The organism is Breznakibacter xylanolyticus (assembly GCF_003254275.1).
In the GTDB taxonomy this organism is placed as follows: Bacteria; Bacteroidota; Bacteroidia; order Bacteroidales; family Marinilabiliaceae; genus Breznakibacter; species Breznakibacter xylanolyticus.
Map to the genome: position 1 here is coordinate 81,298 of NZ_QKZK01000003.1, position 17,417 is coordinate 98,714.

The following is a 17,417-nucleotide window of genomic DNA, read 5'->3' on the forward strand; positions in this document are numbered from 1 at the left end:
TGATGGTTGTGTGTTTGTTTGTAATTCCTATGGTGTGAGTGTGATGGATTTTTTTTGTTGGGTTGATGTAGTGTTTGTGATGAGGTGTTTTTTTTGCAATGATGAGGTTTAAGTGTGGTGGTTCAATCGTCTTTCGGTGGCTTCTTATTTATGTTTGCCTTGTCAAATGTTGATAACCGAGTATTCACCATTCATCCCATAGATTATGAGAATATTGTCTCTTTCCCTGTTGGTCGTTTTATTTGGGTGTGCCTCCAAACCGTCACCCGATGTAGCTGCGGAAGCCGACTATTCGGTGGCCGGCAAAGTGGCCACGGTTTACACCACCGCCGATCAATCCGATTTACGATTGTCGATGACGGCATCTCTCGATTTCTCGGCCAATCCTCAACCCCTCGAAACTGAAGTGGCTGTGTTTGTTGAGCCTCGCTTGCAGTATCAGACTTTTATTGGCATTGGTGGCGCCATCACCGACGCTTCGGCCGAGGTATTTGCCCGTCTGCCCGAGGCGCGTCAACGCGAACTGCTCGAAGCTTACTACAATCCTGTCAGGGGCATCGGCTACTCGTTGGCACGCACCACCATTCATAGCTGTGATTTCGCCAGTGGAAGCTATACTTATATTGACGAAGGAGACGACAAGCTTTCTACTTTCTCCATCGATCACGACCGCACTTACCGCATCCCTATGATTAAGCGTGGCATGGAGGCTGCCGGAGGGTCGTTGTTGCTGTACGCCAGTCCCTGGAGTCCCCCGGCGTTTATGAAGTCGAACAAAAACATGTTGCAGGGCGGCAAGCTGTTACCCGAGTATTATCAGGCCTGGGCAGATTACTTTGTGAAGTTCATTAAGGCGTACGAAGCCGAAGGAATGCCCATTTGGGGCGTGACCGTGCAAAATGAGCCCATGGCTGTGCAGCGTTGGGAGTCGTGCATCTATACCGCCGACGAGGAGCGCGATTTTGTGAAGAATTTCCTGGGCCCCACTTTCTGGAAACAAGGGTTGAAGGATAAAAACATCGTGGTGTGGGATCACAACCGTGACCTGCTTGCGCAGCGTGCCAATACCATTTTGAGCGACCCCGAAGCTGCTAAATATGTGTGGGGTACTGGTTTTCATTGGTATGAAAACTGGTCGGGAGGGGAGCCCATGTTCGAGAATGTAGCGCGCGTGAAAGAGGCCTTCCCCGACAAGCAGCTCCTCTTTACCGAGGGATGTAATGAGCGCTTCTCGGCCGATAAGTATCAGTATTGGCCCAATGCCGAACGTTATGGTCGTGCGATGATTCACGACTTCAATAACGGCACGGCCGGATGGACCGACTGGAACATCCTGCTGGACGAAAATGGCGGACCCAACCATGTGGGCAACTTCTGTTTCGCGCCCGTGCATGGCGATACGCGCACGGGAGAACTGGTTTTCACCCCTGCCTATTACTACATCGGCCATTTCTCAAAGTTTATTCGTCCCGGTGCTCAGCGCATCAGTGCTGCATCCAGCCGGAGTAGTTTGTTGTGCACGGCGTTCCTCAATCCCGATGGCACGGTGGCCACGGTGGTGATGAATCCCGGCGACCATCCCGTGACTTATAAACTGTATGTGGACAATCAGGCGGTGGTGACCGAGATTTTGCCCCACGCCTTGCAAACGCTGGTGTTTTAATCAGGGTGTCATCGCATCATCGGTTATTTTGACCATTCGTTCTTGAGTTTGAATATTTATCTGAGTGAAATACCCCGTGACGATCTTTTTTGTCATGGGGTGTTTGGGTTGGATCGATTCCCGGTAGTGTTGAGTGGTTTCCTGATTGATATTTGCTAATTTGGCTTTGTCGGTTCGTTCATGGTAGGAGGCACTGATATTGTTCTCCCGAAGCTCATGCCCGCGAATGATTTAAATGGATGTCTATGAAAAAGAATACGCTCTGGCAATGTGGTTGTGTGTTGATGTGTTGGATGGTGTTGGCCGGTGCTCTGTTGGCGCAACAACCCTCGGTGACGCCCGGCGTACCCGAAATTGAGAGCTATTCCCGTAACGATTATCGCGGGGGGACACAGAACTGGGCCATTGCCCAAACCGATAACGGGTTGATGTATTTTGCCAACAATGATGGAATCCTGGAGTACGATGGGACCTATTGGAAACTGATTCCCCGCATGACCAATGCTGTGGTGCGCGCCATGCTGGTGCACGAGGGGCGCATCTATGCAGGCTCCACCAACGAAATTGGCTATTTTGCCAAGCAGGGACGCGACTACGTTTATACCTCCATCACCAAAGCGTACAATTTGCGCGACATTGGCGAGGTGTGGGGCATTCATGCATATGACGGGCGGATTGTGTTTCAAACCGAGAAGATGCTTTGCCTCTTTCATGAAGGCTCCAAAGTAGAGATGATACATGCCGGTTCGCGCTTTCCCAGTTCGTTTTTGGTGAATGGCATGATGCTGGTGCACGACGAGCAACAGGGGCTCATGGAGTTGCGTGGTAACAAATTGCAACTGGTACCCGGGGGGCAGCGCATCACGGGCGACCGCATAGGTGCCATCCTTCCTCTGTCGGGGCAAGGGATGGTCATCGGCACCATGCTTGGGGGGATGTACCGATGGGGGATGTCTGATCAGATTGAGAAATGGAATGTCCCGGCAGATGATTACCTGCGGCGCATGAACATCTTCAGCGGCACAGTTGTGGATGGCGATTTGATTTTTGGAACCATACAGTCCGGAGTGGTGGTGGTCGATCGCCTGGGACGCATCCGGCAGGTGGTGAACAAGGCTAAAGGATTAAAGAATAACACGGTGCTGAGCATCTTTCCCGATCGGGAAAAGAACATCTGGGCCGGCCTCGATAACGGCATTGCAAAAGTTGCCTATCATTCGCCCATTACCTTCTTAAACGACTTTTTCGACATCGGTTCCGGTTATGCTATTGCCCGCAAGGGCGGAAAACTTTACATGGGCACCAATCAGGGGCTTTATAGTGTGGATGAATCGACTTTTTACGATCCCCTGAAGGAGCCCGGTTCGTTTCGGCGCATCGATGGCACGGTGGGGCAGGTATGGACGCTCTTTGACGACGGTTCCCCCGATGGACTCCTGTGTGGCCACACCCAGGGTGCTTATGCCGTGCGTGGCGGCTTGGCTCGCCTCATCACCCCGCCCGGCATTCTGGGCGTGTGGACGTTTCGTGATGTGCCCGGACGGCGTGATTTGCTCATGGCGGGCATTTATGACGGTCTGGTGTTGTTTGAGAAAGATGCCTCGGGGCAGTGGCGATACCGGTGCCGCGTCGATGGCTTTAGGGAATCCTCACGCGCCATCGAATGGGATGTGGATGGTGGTTTGTGGATGACCCACGGTCAGCAAGGCATTTATAAGCTGTATTTCAATAGCAGTTACACCGCGGTGGTGAAAATCGAAACCATCGACCATTACAAGGGGATGCTCAATGACAAAGACATGAGTCTGGCCATGATCGACGGCCAAATGGTGTTTGTGTCGCCCCGGGGCATCTATCGCCTCGACCAGGCATCGCATACCTTTTATGAGCATCAGTTGGCTCAGTATTTTACGAGCGATGGTCATCCCCTGCCCACCGGGATGGTGCAGGATGAGGAAGGTAACATCTGGTTTTTTGGACAACGAGGGGTGGGGCAGTTGCGACACCGTTCCGATGGGGGATATCAGCGTGTGGAACACCCATTTCTTCCTTTGCGCGGGCGCATGGTGAGCGCTTTTGAAACGTTGTTAGTGTGGGATCGGCAGAACGTTCTTTTTGGCATGGTTGATGGTTTTGCCCACTATCGGGTCGATGATCGGGCGGAGGACTTGCATGCTTTTTCGGTGCACATCCGTTCGTTTAGGGGGGCTACCGACAGCATCGCCCATTTTCGGCATGCCGACCAACCCTGGCCGGAGACATATCCGAAATATCCTTTTGCCGACAATGCCTTTGAGGTCTCCTATGCGGCCACCTGGTTTGGAACCGCTCAGGTGGAGTACGCATCGTTTCTCAAGGGGTTCGACAAAGATTGGTCGCCGTGGGACGAACGGCAACGCCGTCAGTTTACTCGTTTGCGTGAAGGGGAATACGCCTTGATGGTGAAAGCTCGTAACATTCAGGGGGTCGAGAGTGAACCGGTCACGTTGGTGTTTCGGGTGATGCCTCCCTGGTATCGCACCCTGGTGGCCAAAGGCGTGTATGTGTTGCTGCTGTTGTTGTCGGTGCTGGCCGTTTGGGGCATGACGCGCCGCATCATCGAGAAAAGCCGGCAGCGCGAAATGCTCCGTCAGGCCGAGTTGTATCGGCAGGAACAAGAGAAGCTTCGCCACGAGGCTCTGCTCAACGAGAAAGAGATGATACAGTTGCGCAGCGAGAAGCTTCACTTCGAAAACCAGCTCAAAGAGAAAGAGCTGGCCAACTCCACCATGAACATCATTCAAAAGAATGAGTTTCTCATTAAGCTAAAGGAGGAGCTGGCTTCGGCCGTGCAGGTACGCGACACTGATGGTATCATTCGCAAGATTTCACAAACACTCCGTCGCATAGATCAGGACATCGACAACGACTCTCAATGGCAGCTCTTTGAGACTCACCTGGAGCAGGTGCACGAAGATTTTCTCGAACGTCTCAAATCTCGTCACCCCGAACTGGTGCCACGTGAACTTAAGCTGTGTGCCTACCTGCGCATGGGGATGTCGTCGAAAGAGATTGCTGCCCTGATGAACATCAGCTCCCGTGCCGTGGAGAATAACCGTTACAAGCTTCGAAAAAAGATGGGCATGGATCAGGGCGACAACCTGCTTGAATACATCACCAAATTGTAACGCATTTTTGTAGTTGGTGTATGTGGTAACATCCAAGGGCGTTCCTCGGATGTGTCATTTTGTTTAAATGTGCCCGAAGCCACCATCTGTTTTTATCGCATTGGGAGGATGGACGTATGCTGTTGCTCTTATGCTTGGTTTTTTCTGACTGCCTCAATCCTGTCAGGTCTTTGAGATTTGACAGGGTTGAATAATATCCTCACGGAGTCATTGATGGAGTGCTTGCCCATAATACTGTATATCTCAGTATATTCTCTGTGCAATATTGAGCTGTGTTTCATTTCATTGAATCATTGCGTTTTGATCGTACTGGTTGGTTATTGCACGATGGACGCACAAATTCGGCTTCAGTCTTTATTTATAATGCGAGTTTGCATGTTCCATGTGTGGATGCCAATCGTCTAATCACACGGGGTTGCTTTTCACGGATTTGTGTTTGTATGAGGGTGGGTTGATGAACAGTATGGACGTGTCCTCGTTGGCTTATTTCGTTTCCTCATTCATTTTTGTACGTAGTGATGTGTCGTTGCACCTTTATGGAACGTCTGACCAAGATGCTTGGTATTGGCGAGCCAGGGTGTGTGGTACGCCTGTACCAGGGTGTGTGGTATAGGCGTGCAAGGGTGTCGTGCACGCTTGTACCATGGTGTGTGGTATAGGCTGTACCATACACTGTGGTAATTCGTATGGTGTTGATGTGTTGTGCTTTATCGTGGATGTGGGTTTCGTAATGATGTCATCGGTTGTACAGGCTATTCGTGAGGCTTGTTTTTATGGTTTTCTTCCATCGCTCTTTTCTGTCATGCATGAACGGGTGCCTCATGAGGGTTTGGATTTCTTCATCAGGATGACGGTGTATTTATCTCGCATCAAATGCGTGGGAATGCTCTTTTCTTACCCTTCTGTCAATAGATGTGAAAAGGGTTGGCTTGCTTATTTTATGCGTCAATGAGGTGGTTGTGTGCTCTGTTGTGTTGTGTAGGTGTTTTGTATATGAAAGTATATCACTTGAATGTGGTTTTATTGATGAGTTTTTGATGAGTTAATAAATGTGAATGAGTGAGTTTTTAGAGGGGTGTGTGATTAGGGTTTGTTAACATCTGGAGGGTAGTTTTGCTGCATCAATCGGGCAACGCCACACGGCTCAAACGAATGTGGCCGACCATGAAAATGGCGCGATGCCCGGGAGACATCTAGAATCAATTCATATAAACATGCAAACCAAATTAAGTGGATTATGAAAAAAACGCTAGGCCTTTTTTTCCTGCTGATGTGGACGACCCTCATGTTCGCGCAGGAAATAACCGTCACCGGAAAGGTGACTTCCAAACCCGACGGGGCTCCCATACCCGGGGTGAACGTGCTGGTGAAAGGCACCACCCATGGTACCATCACCAATTTCGACGGGGATTACTCGTTAACGGTTCCCAAGGGGCAGACGCTCCTGTTTTCGTCCATCGGCATGAAGAGTGTAGAGGTGGTGGTTGACAATTCGTTGATTTCCCCGCAGATGGAAGAAGATGTCACCGATTTGGGCGAAGTGGTGGTGGTGGGGTACGGCGTTCAAAAGAAGAGCGTGGTCACTGCTGCCATCAGCCGCGTGAGCAGTGAGGACTTGGCCAAAAACAAACCTTCGCGCATCGAGGATGTGCTCAAAGGCAAAGTGTCGGGCGTGCAAATTACGCAAAGCTCAGGGCAGCCCAATGCCGACTCTAAGGTGCGCATCCGCGGGATTGGAACTGTCAACAACAGCGAGCCTCTTTACATTGTTGATGGGATGGCGGTTGAAGGGGGCATCAATTACCTCAACCCCACCGATATTCAGTCAGTGGAGATTCTCAAGGATGCTGCCTCGGCGGCTGTGTATGGTGCCCGTGCTGCCAATGGCGTGGTGTTGGTGACCACCAAGTCGGGAACCAAAGGTAAAACCACCATCAACTACGATGTGACCTATGGCTGGCAAAATCCGTGGAAAAAGCGCGAGATGCTCAATGCCACAGAATACATGACACTCATGAACGAAATGCAGGTCAACGATGGCAATCCGATACGCTATACGCTCGATGACATTGCGGCTGCCGGCAAAGGCACCGATTGGCAGGACGAGACCTTTAATTACAATGCACCCGTGCAGAACCACCAGGTGAGCATGAACGGGGGGAACGACAAAGGCACCTATTTTCTCTCGTTTGGTTACTACAACCAGGAAGGGATTGTGGGTGGCAACTTCGATAAATCGAATTACGAGCGTTGGAGCTTGCGCAGCAACTCAACCTACACCGCTTACGAAACCGACTCGCGCCAATTTCTCAATAAGGTGCGCGTGGGCGTGAATGCCGGTTACACCCGCGGCCTGGCATCGTCCATCGAAACCAACTCGGAGTATGGCTCCATTTTGGGGAGTGCTTTGGCTTTTAACCCTACATTGCCTGTCTATGCCATTGACCCTGAAAAAGAATTATCTGATTATCCACATGCCGTGACCGACAGTCAGGGACGCGTGTTTACCACACCTCCGGCCGGTTTTCAGGAAATTGCCAACCCCGTGGCCATGCTCAATGCGCCCTCGCATTCGCAGCTCAACGAAGATAAGTTTGTCTCTACCTTTTGGGGCGAAGTCGATATCGTGGAGGGCTTGAAGTTTAAATCAAGCTATGGCGTCGACCTGGCTTTTTGGGGCAATGATGGTTACACCTTTCCGCACTTCCTGGCCACCCAGGGCAAAAACATCACCCAAAGCTCGGTGTTTTCGAACATGCACCGCGGGTTTACCTGGCAGCTCGAAAACACGCTGACCTACACCAAGTCGTTCAACGATAAGCATAACTTTAACTTCCTGTTGGGGCAATCGGCCAAGGAGCAGACCCTGCGAGAGCTTTTTGGTGACGATTACGACTTGCTCGACAACTCCGATCCCCGCAAAGCCAACATCGACTCGGCCATTGCCGACCGTGAAGATGAACGTGTGGGTGGCGGTTATGGTGTGGGCGGTGAAGATGCATCGGCTCGCACGCTGGCCTCCTATTTTGGTCGCATCGACTACAACTATGCAGAGAAGTACATGTTGCAGGCCACCATTCGTCGTGATGGTTCGTCGAACTTCGGAACCAATAATCAGTGGGCCATCTTCCCATCCTTTTCGTTGGGGTGGAACATCACCAGCGAACCCTTTCTGGAAAATCGTCCCGACTGGTTCACCATGTTGAAACTGCGTGCCAGCTGGGGGATGAACGGTAACGAAAACATTGGTGCCTTTAAATACACCAGCCTGATGGACGGCGGTCAAAACTACTACTTTGGTTCGGCCAAAACATCGGCCATGCAGTATGGCAGCAGTCCCTCTAAACTGTCCAATCCTTACATCAAGTGGGAAGAGTCGGAGCAGATCGACCTGGGCTTCGAAGCCCGTTTCTTCAACAATGCCCTCACCTTTGGGTTCGATTATTACAAGAAGACCACCAAGGGCATGCTCATCGAGCAACCCATTCCCGACTACGTGGGCAAAGGCAAACCATGGGCCAATGCCGGCGACATGGAAAACTCGGGTCTTGAGTTCGAAGCTTCTTATAAGTTAAAGGTGCGCGACCTGGTGATCAATTTCGGCGCCAATGCCTCTTACCTGCAAAACGAGCTCATCAACCTGGGCAATGCCTCGGGCGAAGCCATTAAGGCCGATGCCGGTGCTTCGGGCGTGGGCAGCTATGTGAAAGCTCAAAATGGCGAAGTGTATCCTTATTTCTATGGTTTCCTTACCAATGGCATTTTGCAAACCGATGCCGATGCTCTGGCTTATAATAACAAATACAAGGGTGAGAAAGCGCAGGCCGGTGACGTCATCTTTGTGGATCGCGACGGGAACGGCCTCATCGAAGATGCCGATAAGACAAAGATTGGGAAAGGAATGCCCGACTGGACCTTTGGCTTCAACATCAACGCCGAGTGGAAGAACTTCGATTTGAGTGCCTTCTTTCAGGGGACCTATGGCAACGACATCTATGACTTCTCGATGCGTGGCGACATTCCGGCCATGAACCTGCCGGCCTGGATGATGGATCGTTGGGTGGGTGAGGGCTCTTCGAATAAGATTCCCCGCATGACCAGCTCCAACCCCAACCGCAACTGGCGTTCGTCCGACTTGTATGTGAAGGATGGTTCCTACCTGCGTCTCAAGACTCTGCAACTGGGTTACGCCCTGCCCGAAAGCATCACCCAAAAGATTGCCATGCAACGTTTGCGTGTGTTTGTGTCGGCCGAGAACCTGTTGACCTTTACCCAATACGATGGCTTTGATCCCGAAATCGCTTCGGGCGACTACCACAACATTGGCGTCGATAAAGGCATTTATCCACAAGCCCGCACCATTTCGGTGGGTGCCAACATCACTTTCTAACTTCTTAATGTCACTTGTTATGAAAAAATATATTGGACTGTTATCAATTGTGTTGCTGCTGGGGACGGCTTCGTGCAGCGACGATTTTCTGGAAGTATATCCCACCTCGTCGATGGAGGCGGGAGGGGCGGCCACCGAGGATGCCATTGTGTCGAATCTGGCAGCTTGTTATCAGATATTACTGTTCGACAACTATGCCAATGGTAATTACAACAGCGTGGTGCTGATGAGCGACCTCCGTTCCGACGACATCTTTAAAGGTGGTGGCACGGCCGGCGATCAGGGAATGCTCTACCGTCTGTCGCAGTTCGACTGTACCCCCGATGAGGTGCCGCAAGGGTTATGGAGCATTTATTACAGCGGGTTGGCGCGTTGCAACAATGCCATTTTGGCTTGCGAAAATGCCGTGGGCGTGAGCGAAACCAAGCTGAATCAATACAAGTCCGAAGCTCACTTTTTGCGTGCCTACTATGTACACTGGTTGTGGAAGTTCTGGGGTAACATTCCCTACTTTGAGGCCGACCTGCCGGCTCCTTACATGGCGCCCCAATTCAAGGCCGATGACATTTATAAAGAGCTGATTGAGGACGTAGACATGGCAATTGCCGGCGACAAGCTACCCATGCGTACCGCCAAGGCCGACGACGGCCGTGCCTCCAAAGCGGCTGCCATGATGCTCAAAGCCCGCATTGTGATGTATCAGAAAGACCAGTCGAAGTACGCGCAAGTATTGGCCGACATGGCCGAGATTATCAAAAGCGGTATGTACAACACCACCTCGGTGATTTACGATTCCATCTGGGTGGAGTCGGGCGAGTTTTGCGATGAGTCCATCTTTGAGAGCAATCAGCTGCCCGAAGGCAAAACCTGGAGTGCTTCATGGCAAGGCTATGGCACCAACCTGCCGGCCTTTATATCGCCCAGTGAGCTCAAGGGAAGCGATGTGTTTCAGGGCGGTTGGGGCTTTGGCCCTGTACGGAGCGATGCCTTTGCCATTTACGAGGAGGGCGACAAACGGCGCAACGTGGCCATCAATGCCTTTGAAGCCGATCAGTATGCTGCCCGTTTCCAAAACACCGGTTACTTCATGGGCAAGTACGCTGCCCGCAAAGGATACAACCCCCCTCCGGGCGATGTGGACTTGAACTACCAAAACAACCTCCGCATTTTCCGTTATGCCGAAGCGTTGCTCAATGCGGCCGAGCTGATGGTGATACACGGCGTGCCGGCTGTCGATGGCATCTCGGCTCAGCAGTGCATCGACCAGGTGCGTGCCCGCGGGGGGGTGCCCTCCATCCCCGCTACGGCCGAAAACATCAAGTTGGAGCGTCGCCGTGAGTTCCTGGGTGAAGGCATCCGTTTTTGGGACTTGGTGCGCTGGGGCGATACCCACCTGCTCTCCGAGAGTCTGCCTGCGTTCAATTCTGTTCGCACCTGGACGGCTAACGAAAAGTACCTGCCCATCCCACAATCGGAAATCGACAAAACCGAAGGCCAGTTTAAACTGGTACAGAACGAGTATTAATCCTTTAATCATCCTGTTATGTTTCAATATATCATCAAATCGGGCATGCTTTGCGCTCTGGCGGCATGCCTGCTGACAGCCTGCGAGCCGCAGGAGAAAGACGAATTTGAGTTGGGGGCATTGCCCAATGCGCAACAGCTCTCGTTTACCATGACCCCCTCGGCGGCATCGGCCAATGTGATTGAGTTTAAAAGTACAACCCCCTTTAATGGTGTGGTGGTGTGGGATTTGGGCAACAACGCAAAGGCCAAGGGCAACACGGCGGTGGGTGAATATCCCTTTGCAGGCACTTACGAGGTGTCCTACGCCATTTATACCGAGGGTGGTTCGGCCACCATCACTCAAAACCTGGTGATTGCCAACGATGACCTTTCGCTGTTGAGCCATCCGCTTTACACCGTGCTCACCGGCGGTGCCGATGCGGTAAATGGTAAAACATGGGTGTTCGACCAGTATCACTCCGGCCATTTTGGCGTTGGCCCGGCGGCATCGCTCAAGCCCGAGTGGTGGGCGGCCGGCCCCAACGATAAACTCGATTGTTCGCTTTACACCAATGAGTTTACCTTTAAACAGGTGGGCGTGGAGATGACCTGGGTCAATAACGGATCGGTGTACACCAACGGAGCCGGTAAGGCGGGGCTCGAAGCACTGGGCTTTGGCCCTTCGGTGGTGCCTCCTGCCGGGGACTTTGATGTGGCCTACCAGCCCAAAGCGTTGTATCACTACTCGCTTTCCACTTCCGACTCGACGTTGGTGCTCAGCGATGGGGCTTTCTTTGGACATTATGCCGGAACATCAACCTATAAGATTTTGAGTATTACCAAGGATGAGATGTACGTTAAGTGCATGAGCACCGTGGAATCCGGTAACGGATGGTGGTACCGCCTCATCCCCAAGGAGCTCAATGTGAAGCCGGTGGTGCCAACCAAGGCGGTGCCCCTGTCGGAGGGCTTCGAGACCGAAAAACCGAAGGTAGTGTTTGCCACCGAAGACATGGGCGATCTCACCTCAGCAGCCTATCAAAACCCCGCCCCGGTGCCGTTCAATGAATCGGCTGCGGTGTACCTCTATCAAAAAAAGGCCGGCGTGGCTTACTCCAACATCTCGCACGTGGTGTCGGGTTACAAGTTCGACCTCACCAAGCAGAACCAAATCACCATGAAGGTGTTCATCCCATCGTACAACGATTACGTGACCGAAAACGCGGTTGCGGGCGACTGGGTGAGCAACAAGGTGCTGCAAAAGTCGGTGGCCGTGAAGTTGCAAAACAACGAGCTGGGCACCAGTGCCTACACCACGCAGGTGGAGGTAATGAAGAACGATTTGCCCACCGACCAGTGGGTGGAGCTCACCTTCGACTTTAGCGCGGCGGCCAACCGCACCGATCTGGATAAGATTCTCATTCAGTTTGGAACCGAAGGGCACAATGGCGGTGGCATCTTCTTTTTTGATGACTTTAAATTCGCTGAATAACACCTGACCCCTCATGAGGCTGCCCGATGTCACTGCTCGGGCGGCCTCTTTGTGGTAATTTAACTCTCAATGCCGTTGAGTTAAGCCCTGAAAGGGCGATGAGCAATAGCGTTGGGCATCGCCCAACGATGAGTGCAAACTCAATCATAGAGCCCTGAAGGGGCGAAAGCTTGCGCCCTTTGACTTCGTCGATTTTCAATTCAGGGCTTGCGCTCGTCTATGACACTTAAGCAGGGTTTGCTCTACGCTGGTGCTGACGGCTCTTTGGGGATTAACGAAACGTCATTGATATAACTCTTTTGAGTTAACTGCTTTTTGGTTTAAACGCTAAGCGTTTCAAATGTACTCAGCGCCTTAGCGTCTTTGCGTTTATTCTCGGTGAAACTCTGTGTCATCTCAGCGTAACTCAGTGAAACCTTTTTTTGATGATACATCCTGTTTCTCGTTAATGTGGTCTCCACGACAATACATTTCCATTGCATTATTTACCTAAAAGGAAAGACAAATGATAAAAAAGAACATTGTGGTTGCGGCGGTTTGCCTGATGGCTTTGGCCGGTTGCAATACGTCGCCCTCGTCGGGCAAGGCCGGCGACGACGTCGAAAAGAAAGTGGCATCGCTGCTCTCGCAGATGACCCTCGAGGAAAAGATCGGGCAGATGGTGCAGCAAAATCCGCCTTATGATGCCGCCGGCATCGACGCCATGAAAGAGCAGATTCGCCAGGGGCGCATCGGCTCGCTGCTCAACGTGGTGGGCGCCAGGGAGGTGAACGAGCTGCAGCGCATTGCCGTGCAGGAGAGCCGTCTGGGCATCCCTCTCATCATCGGGCGCGATGTGATACACGGTTTCCGAACCATCTTTCCCATCCCCCTGGGCATGGCTGCTTCGTGGAACGAGGAGCTGGTGCGAGAGGCGGCGGCCATTTCGGCCAAAGAAGCCGCTTCGATGGGCATCCGTTGGACTTTCACCCCCATGGTGGACGTGTCGCGCGACCCCCGCTGGGGACGCATTGCCGAGAGTGGTGGCGAAGATCCGCTGGTGAATGCCATGGTGGCCCGTGCCATGGTGCAGGGATTGCAGGGCGACGACATGAGCCGTCCCGATCGCATTGCCGCCTGTGTGAAGCATTACGTGGGGTATGGTGCTGCTGAGGGCGGACGCGATTACAACACCACCCTCATTCCCGACCTTTACTTGCACAATGTGTACCTGCCTCCCTTTAAGGAGGCCGTGAAGGCCGGTGCCGCCACCTTTATGTCGGCCTTCAACGATATTAACGGCGTGCCGGCTTCGGGCAACCGTCAGGCCATTCGCGACATCCTTAAAGCGTCGTATGGCTTCGACGGGTTTGTGGTGAGCGACTGGGGATCCATTACCGAAATGATTGCCCATGGCTTTTCGGCCGACGAAAAAGAGGCGGCCTTCCACGGGCTCAATGCCGGGGTGGACATGGAGATGGCTTCCCTCTCGTACTCGCATCACATCAAGTCGTTGCTCGACGAAGGACGCGTGAAGATGGCCTGGATTGACGATGCCGTGGCTCGCATCCTGCGTATCAAGTTCCGCCTGGGGCTTTTCGATCAGCCCTACACCTCCGAAACGCTGGCCGACTCGGTGCTGGTGCATCCCAACCATCTGGCCGTGGCTCGTCGCTTGGCGGCCGAAAGCGTGGTGCTGCTCAAAAACAACAGCAACCTGTTGCCTCTGAAAAAGGGAACCCCCGTTGCGCTTATCGGCCCCCTGGTCAACGAACCTTACGAGCAGTTGGGCACCTGGGTGTTTGATGGAAAGGCCGAGAATTCGGTGACCGTGCTCACGGCCATGAATGAGGCCAACGGTGCCGGTAATACCTTTTTTGCCGAGGGGTTGAAATACAGCCGCGACAAGTCAACGGCCGGCTTCAGGGCTGCCGAACAGGCCATTGCCAAGGCACAGGTGGTGGTGGCCGTGATGGGCGAGGAGTCCATCCTCTCTGGCGAAGCCAAATGTCTGGCCGAGCTGAAACTGCCCGGCAAGCAGGCCGAACTGCTGCAACTGGCCGCTTCTAAAGGCAAGCCCGTGGTGCTGGTGGTGATGGCCGGCCGTCCCACCGGGTTGGCGCCCTTGCACCATCTGGCCGACGCGATTCTTTATGCATGGCATCCCGGCACCATGGCAGGGCCTGCGCTGGCCGATCTCATTTTTGGCGATGTGGTGCCATCGGGCAAGCTGCCCGTGACCTTTCCCAAAGGCGAGGGACAGATTCCCATTTACTATGCCCACAAAAATTCGGGACGTCCGGCATCGGCCGAGAGCTGGATGCACATCGACAGCATCCCTGTGCATGCCGTGCAGCACTCTACCGGCAACACCAACCACACGCTCGATTATGGCTTTACGCCTCTCTATCCCTTTGGATACGGATTGTCGTACACCACCTTTGCATATAGCGACATCCGATTGAGTGCCTCCGATATGAAGCAGGGCGGGAACGTGACGGCCAGTGCCATCATCACCAACACGGGCAACGTGACGGCCACCGAGGTGGTGCAGCTTTACATTCGTGACCTTACGGGCACCTACACCCGTCCGGTGCGTGAGCTCAAGGGCTTTGAGCGCGTGACGCTGGCTGCGGGCGAAAGCAAAACTGTCTCCTTTGAACTGGGCAACGACCAGCTGGGCTACTACTTCCCCGACGGACGCTACGTGGTGGAGCCGGGCAAGTTCCAGGTGTGGATCGCCCCCAATGCCGCCGAAGGAACGCCACAGGATTTGACGCTCGAGTGACAACAGTTTCAAATGGAATGGTTGATGGCACAGAAAGATTAAACGCAAAGTCAGAATAAACGCAAAGGCGCGAAGGCGCTGAGTTATTTTGTTACGCCTGCGTTTAAATAACACATCAGATAACTCAAAATTGTTATATAGTAGTCGCTAGGGCGCAGATTTGTGATCTTTATATAATAGTCGCATGGAGCGTGCGGATTGCAAGTTCGTTACTGTATGACTCTTTTGGGTGGTCTGCTTTTTTTATTTAAATGCAAGGCATTATGAATCGATTCAGTGCCTTAGCGTCTCCGCGTTTATTCCTCTGCTGGCGCAGATTTGTAATCTGTGCCTGTATGGATGCTATAACTCTTTCGTGTGATCTGCTTATTTATTTAAATGTAAAGTGTTACAATAAAACTCAGCGCCTTTGTGCCTCAGCGTTTAATCCGACTCTGTGATGCCAGCTGGATGATCTCTGCCGGCACAGATGCCGCCATGGTGATCGATAGCCTCTCAGCCTCGTGATTGACAATTGCACTGCCGGCTGGTGGACGATCGCACAGCCGGCTGATTGATGATCGCACAGCCGGCTGGTGGACGATCGCACAGCCTCGTTTCGCGTGATGCGAAAGCCTCGTTTCGTATGGCACGAAAGCCCCGTTTCGCACGGCACGAAAGCCTCGTTTCGCACGGCACGAAAGCCTCGTTTCGAATGGATCGAAAGCCCCGTTTCGCACGGCACGAAAGCCTCGTTTCGAATGGATCGAAAGCCTCGTTTCGAATGGATCGAATGCCTCGGTTCGAATGGATCGAACGCCTCGGTTCGAATGGTTGATGTTTAATCCTGTCAGGTCTTGGAGACCTGACAGGATTGTAAAAAAAGGCCACTACTATATAACTCTTTCGAGTGAACTGCTTCTTTGTTTAAACGCAACGTGTTACAATAAAACTCAGCGCCTTAGCGCCTCAGCGTTTAATCCTACTCTGTGAGACTTTTGTTAATCCCCGAGGTTGCCGGACAGCCTCATTACTCATATAACCCGTCATATGACACAAAAGAACAATCAGTTTGCCATCGGGATGTCGGTGATATCCTCGATCTTTTTCATCTTCGGTTTTGCCACCACGTTCATCATCACGCTCAGCGCCAAAGTGAAGGACATCTTTACGCTGAGTGAGCTGGAAGCGCAATTGCTTACCGGAGCCTTTTTTCTCACATACCTGTTTCTGTCCATCCCCACGGGGTACATCATTCGCCGCATTGGCTACAAAACGGCACTGGTGACCGGTTTGTTGCTCATGGCCGTGGGCAGTTTCATGTTTTATCCTGCCGCCACGGCGCCGTCGTTTCCGCTGTTTTTGGCGGCCACCTTTGTGCTGGCAGCCGGGGTGGTGTTTCTGCAAACGTCGGCCAACCCTTATGTGGCGGCATTGGGCAGTGAAGTCACGGCATCGGGGCGCCTCAATCTCACGCAGGCGCTCAACTCCATCGCCACCATGATTGCGCCTTGGATCATAGCCGTGGTCATCTTTAAGGGGGTGAGCGAGATTCCTTCGCCACAGGAGTCGGCGCAGACGGTGAAGATGCCCTTTTTGCTCATGGGCAGCATTGTGTTGTTGGTGGCGATGGCCATCGTCACCATCCAACTGCCTGCCATTGCAAAAGGCACCGTCGAATCTAAAAAGAGTGTGTGGAAATATCCCCACGTGCTGTTGGGTGCTGTGGCCATTTTTTGCTACGTGGGCGCCGAGGTGGGTAACGCCGGCTTGCTGGTGAACTTCCTCAACGACAAGTTGCAAATCAGCAAGGAAAACGCTTCGACCTACGCGGCCATTTACTGGGGCGGCGCCATGGTGGGGCGTTTCTTTGGCTCCATCATGCTCTCCGATATTCAAAGCCGGACGCGCAAAACCCTTTATTTTGCCCTGGTGCTGATGCTGGCTTTGGTGTCGGGCGCTTTTGTCACCGATTGGAACTGGAACATCGGTGCCATCTTTTTGGGCACATCGGTGGTAAACCTGCTGGCCATTCAGTTGGGGCGGGGCAATGCTAGCCTCACGCTGGGCGTGTTTGCGCTTATTGCGGCAGCACTGGCCATAGTCACCACGTTTGCTCCCGGTCAGCTGGCCATCTGGACGCTGGTGTCCATCGGGCTGTTCAATTCGGTGATGTTCCCCAATATCTTTGGGTTGGCGGTGAAGGATTTGAGCAACGGTGAAATGAGCACTGCCTCGGGCATCATCAACACCCTGATTGTGGGGGGCGCCATTGTTCCCGTGCTCATGGGCGCCATTGCCGACAGTCCGGCGCTGGGCTATTCGTGGGCTTTTGTGGTGCCGGCGCTCTGTTATCTTTACATCTTCTTTTTTGCGGTCAAGGGCAGCAAGATGCGTTAAAGTGATATAGTGTTAGTTTGAAAAGAAAGGCGCAGTGGGAGGTTTTCCCGCTG

The 17,417-nt window shown here is 52.8% G+C and carries 8 protein-coding genes; all 8 read left to right on the forward strand.

The features are described from left to right. Positions 1 to 205 precede the first annotated feature (205 nt). The 8 genes from LX69_RS02515 to LX69_RS02550 all read left to right on the forward strand — a co-directional run bounded on the left by LX69_RS02515 (position 206) and on the right by LX69_RS02550 (position 17,364). The gene (locus tag LX69_RS02515) at positions 206 to 1,663 is read left to right on the forward strand and encodes a glycoside hydrolase family 30 protein (RefSeq protein ID WP_111444243.1); all 1,458 of its coding nucleotides are present in this window, start codon (positions 206 to 208) and stop codon (positions 1,661 to 1,663) included. A gap of 245 nt (positions 1,664 to 1,908) precedes the next feature. Next, on the forward strand, positions 1,909 to 4,830 hold the full coding sequence (locus tag LX69_RS02520; protein WP_170124205.1) for a LuxR C-terminal-related transcriptional regulator: 2,922 nt from the start codon (positions 1,909 to 1,911) through the stop codon (positions 4,828 to 4,830). A 1,237-nt stretch (positions 4,831 to 6,067) separates the two neighbouring features. Continuing rightward, entirely contained in the window at positions 6,068 to 9,220 is a 3,153-nt protein-coding gene (locus tag LX69_RS02525; protein WP_111444245.1) for a SusC/RagA family TonB-linked outer membrane protein, read from the forward strand. A 19-nt stretch (positions 9,221 to 9,239) separates the two neighbouring features. Then, entirely contained in the window at positions 9,240 to 10,745 is a 1,506-nt protein-coding gene (locus LX69_RS02530; RefSeq protein WP_111444246.1) for a RagB/SusD family nutrient uptake outer membrane protein, read from the forward strand. An 18-nt stretch (positions 10,746 to 10,763) separates the two neighbouring features. After that, positions 10,764 to 12,218: a hypothetical protein gene (locus tag LX69_RS02535; protein WP_111444247.1), complete on the forward strand. Its 1,455-nt coding sequence runs from the start codon at positions 10,764 to 10,766 to the stop codon at positions 12,216 to 12,218. Between the two features lie 505 nt (positions 12,219 to 12,723). Next, a complete protein-coding gene (gene bglX / locus LX69_RS02540; protein ID WP_111444248.1) occupies positions 12,724 to 14,985 on the forward strand; it encodes a beta-glucosidase BglX in 2,262 nt (753 codons plus the stop codon). Positions 14,986 to 15,560: 575 nt separating this feature from the next. Further along, entirely contained in the window at positions 15,561 to 15,809 is a 249-nt protein-coding gene (locus LX69_RS02545; RefSeq protein ID WP_111444249.1) for a hypothetical protein, read from the forward strand. A 205-nt stretch (positions 15,810 to 16,014) separates the two neighbouring features. After that, on the forward strand, positions 16,015 to 17,364 hold the full coding sequence (locus LX69_RS02550; RefSeq protein ID WP_111444250.1) for an MFS transporter: 1,350 nt from the start codon (positions 16,015 to 16,017) through the stop codon (positions 17,362 to 17,364). The last annotated feature ends 53 nt before the right edge of the window (positions 17,365 to 17,417 follow it).

Bases quoted from the DNA above. Each gene is read 5' to 3' on its own strand.
- LX69_RS02515 (WP_111444243.1), top strand. From the start codon at position 206: ATGAGAATATTGTCTCTTTCCCTGTTGGTCGTTTTATTTGGGTGTGCC.
- LX69_RS02520 (WP_170124205.1), top strand. From the start codon at position 1,909: ATGAAAAAGAATACGCTCTGGCAATGTGGTTGTGTGTTGATGTGTTGG.
- LX69_RS02525 (WP_111444245.1), top strand. From the start codon at position 6,068: ATGAAAAAAACGCTAGGCCTTTTTTTCCTGCTGATGTGGACGACCCTC.
- LX69_RS02530 (WP_111444246.1), top strand. From the start codon at position 9,240: ATGAAAAAATATATTGGACTGTTATCAATTGTGTTGCTGCTGGGGACG.
- LX69_RS02535 (WP_111444247.1), top strand. From the start codon at position 10,764: ATGTTTCAATATATCATCAAATCGGGCATGCTTTGCGCTCTGGCGGCA.
- bglX (WP_111444248.1), top strand. From the start codon at position 12,724: ATGATAAAAAAGAACATTGTGGTTGCGGCGGTTTGCCTGATGGCTTTG.
- LX69_RS02550 (WP_111444250.1), top strand. From the start codon at position 16,015: ATGACACAAAAGAACAATCAGTTTGCCATCGGGATGTCGGTGATATCC.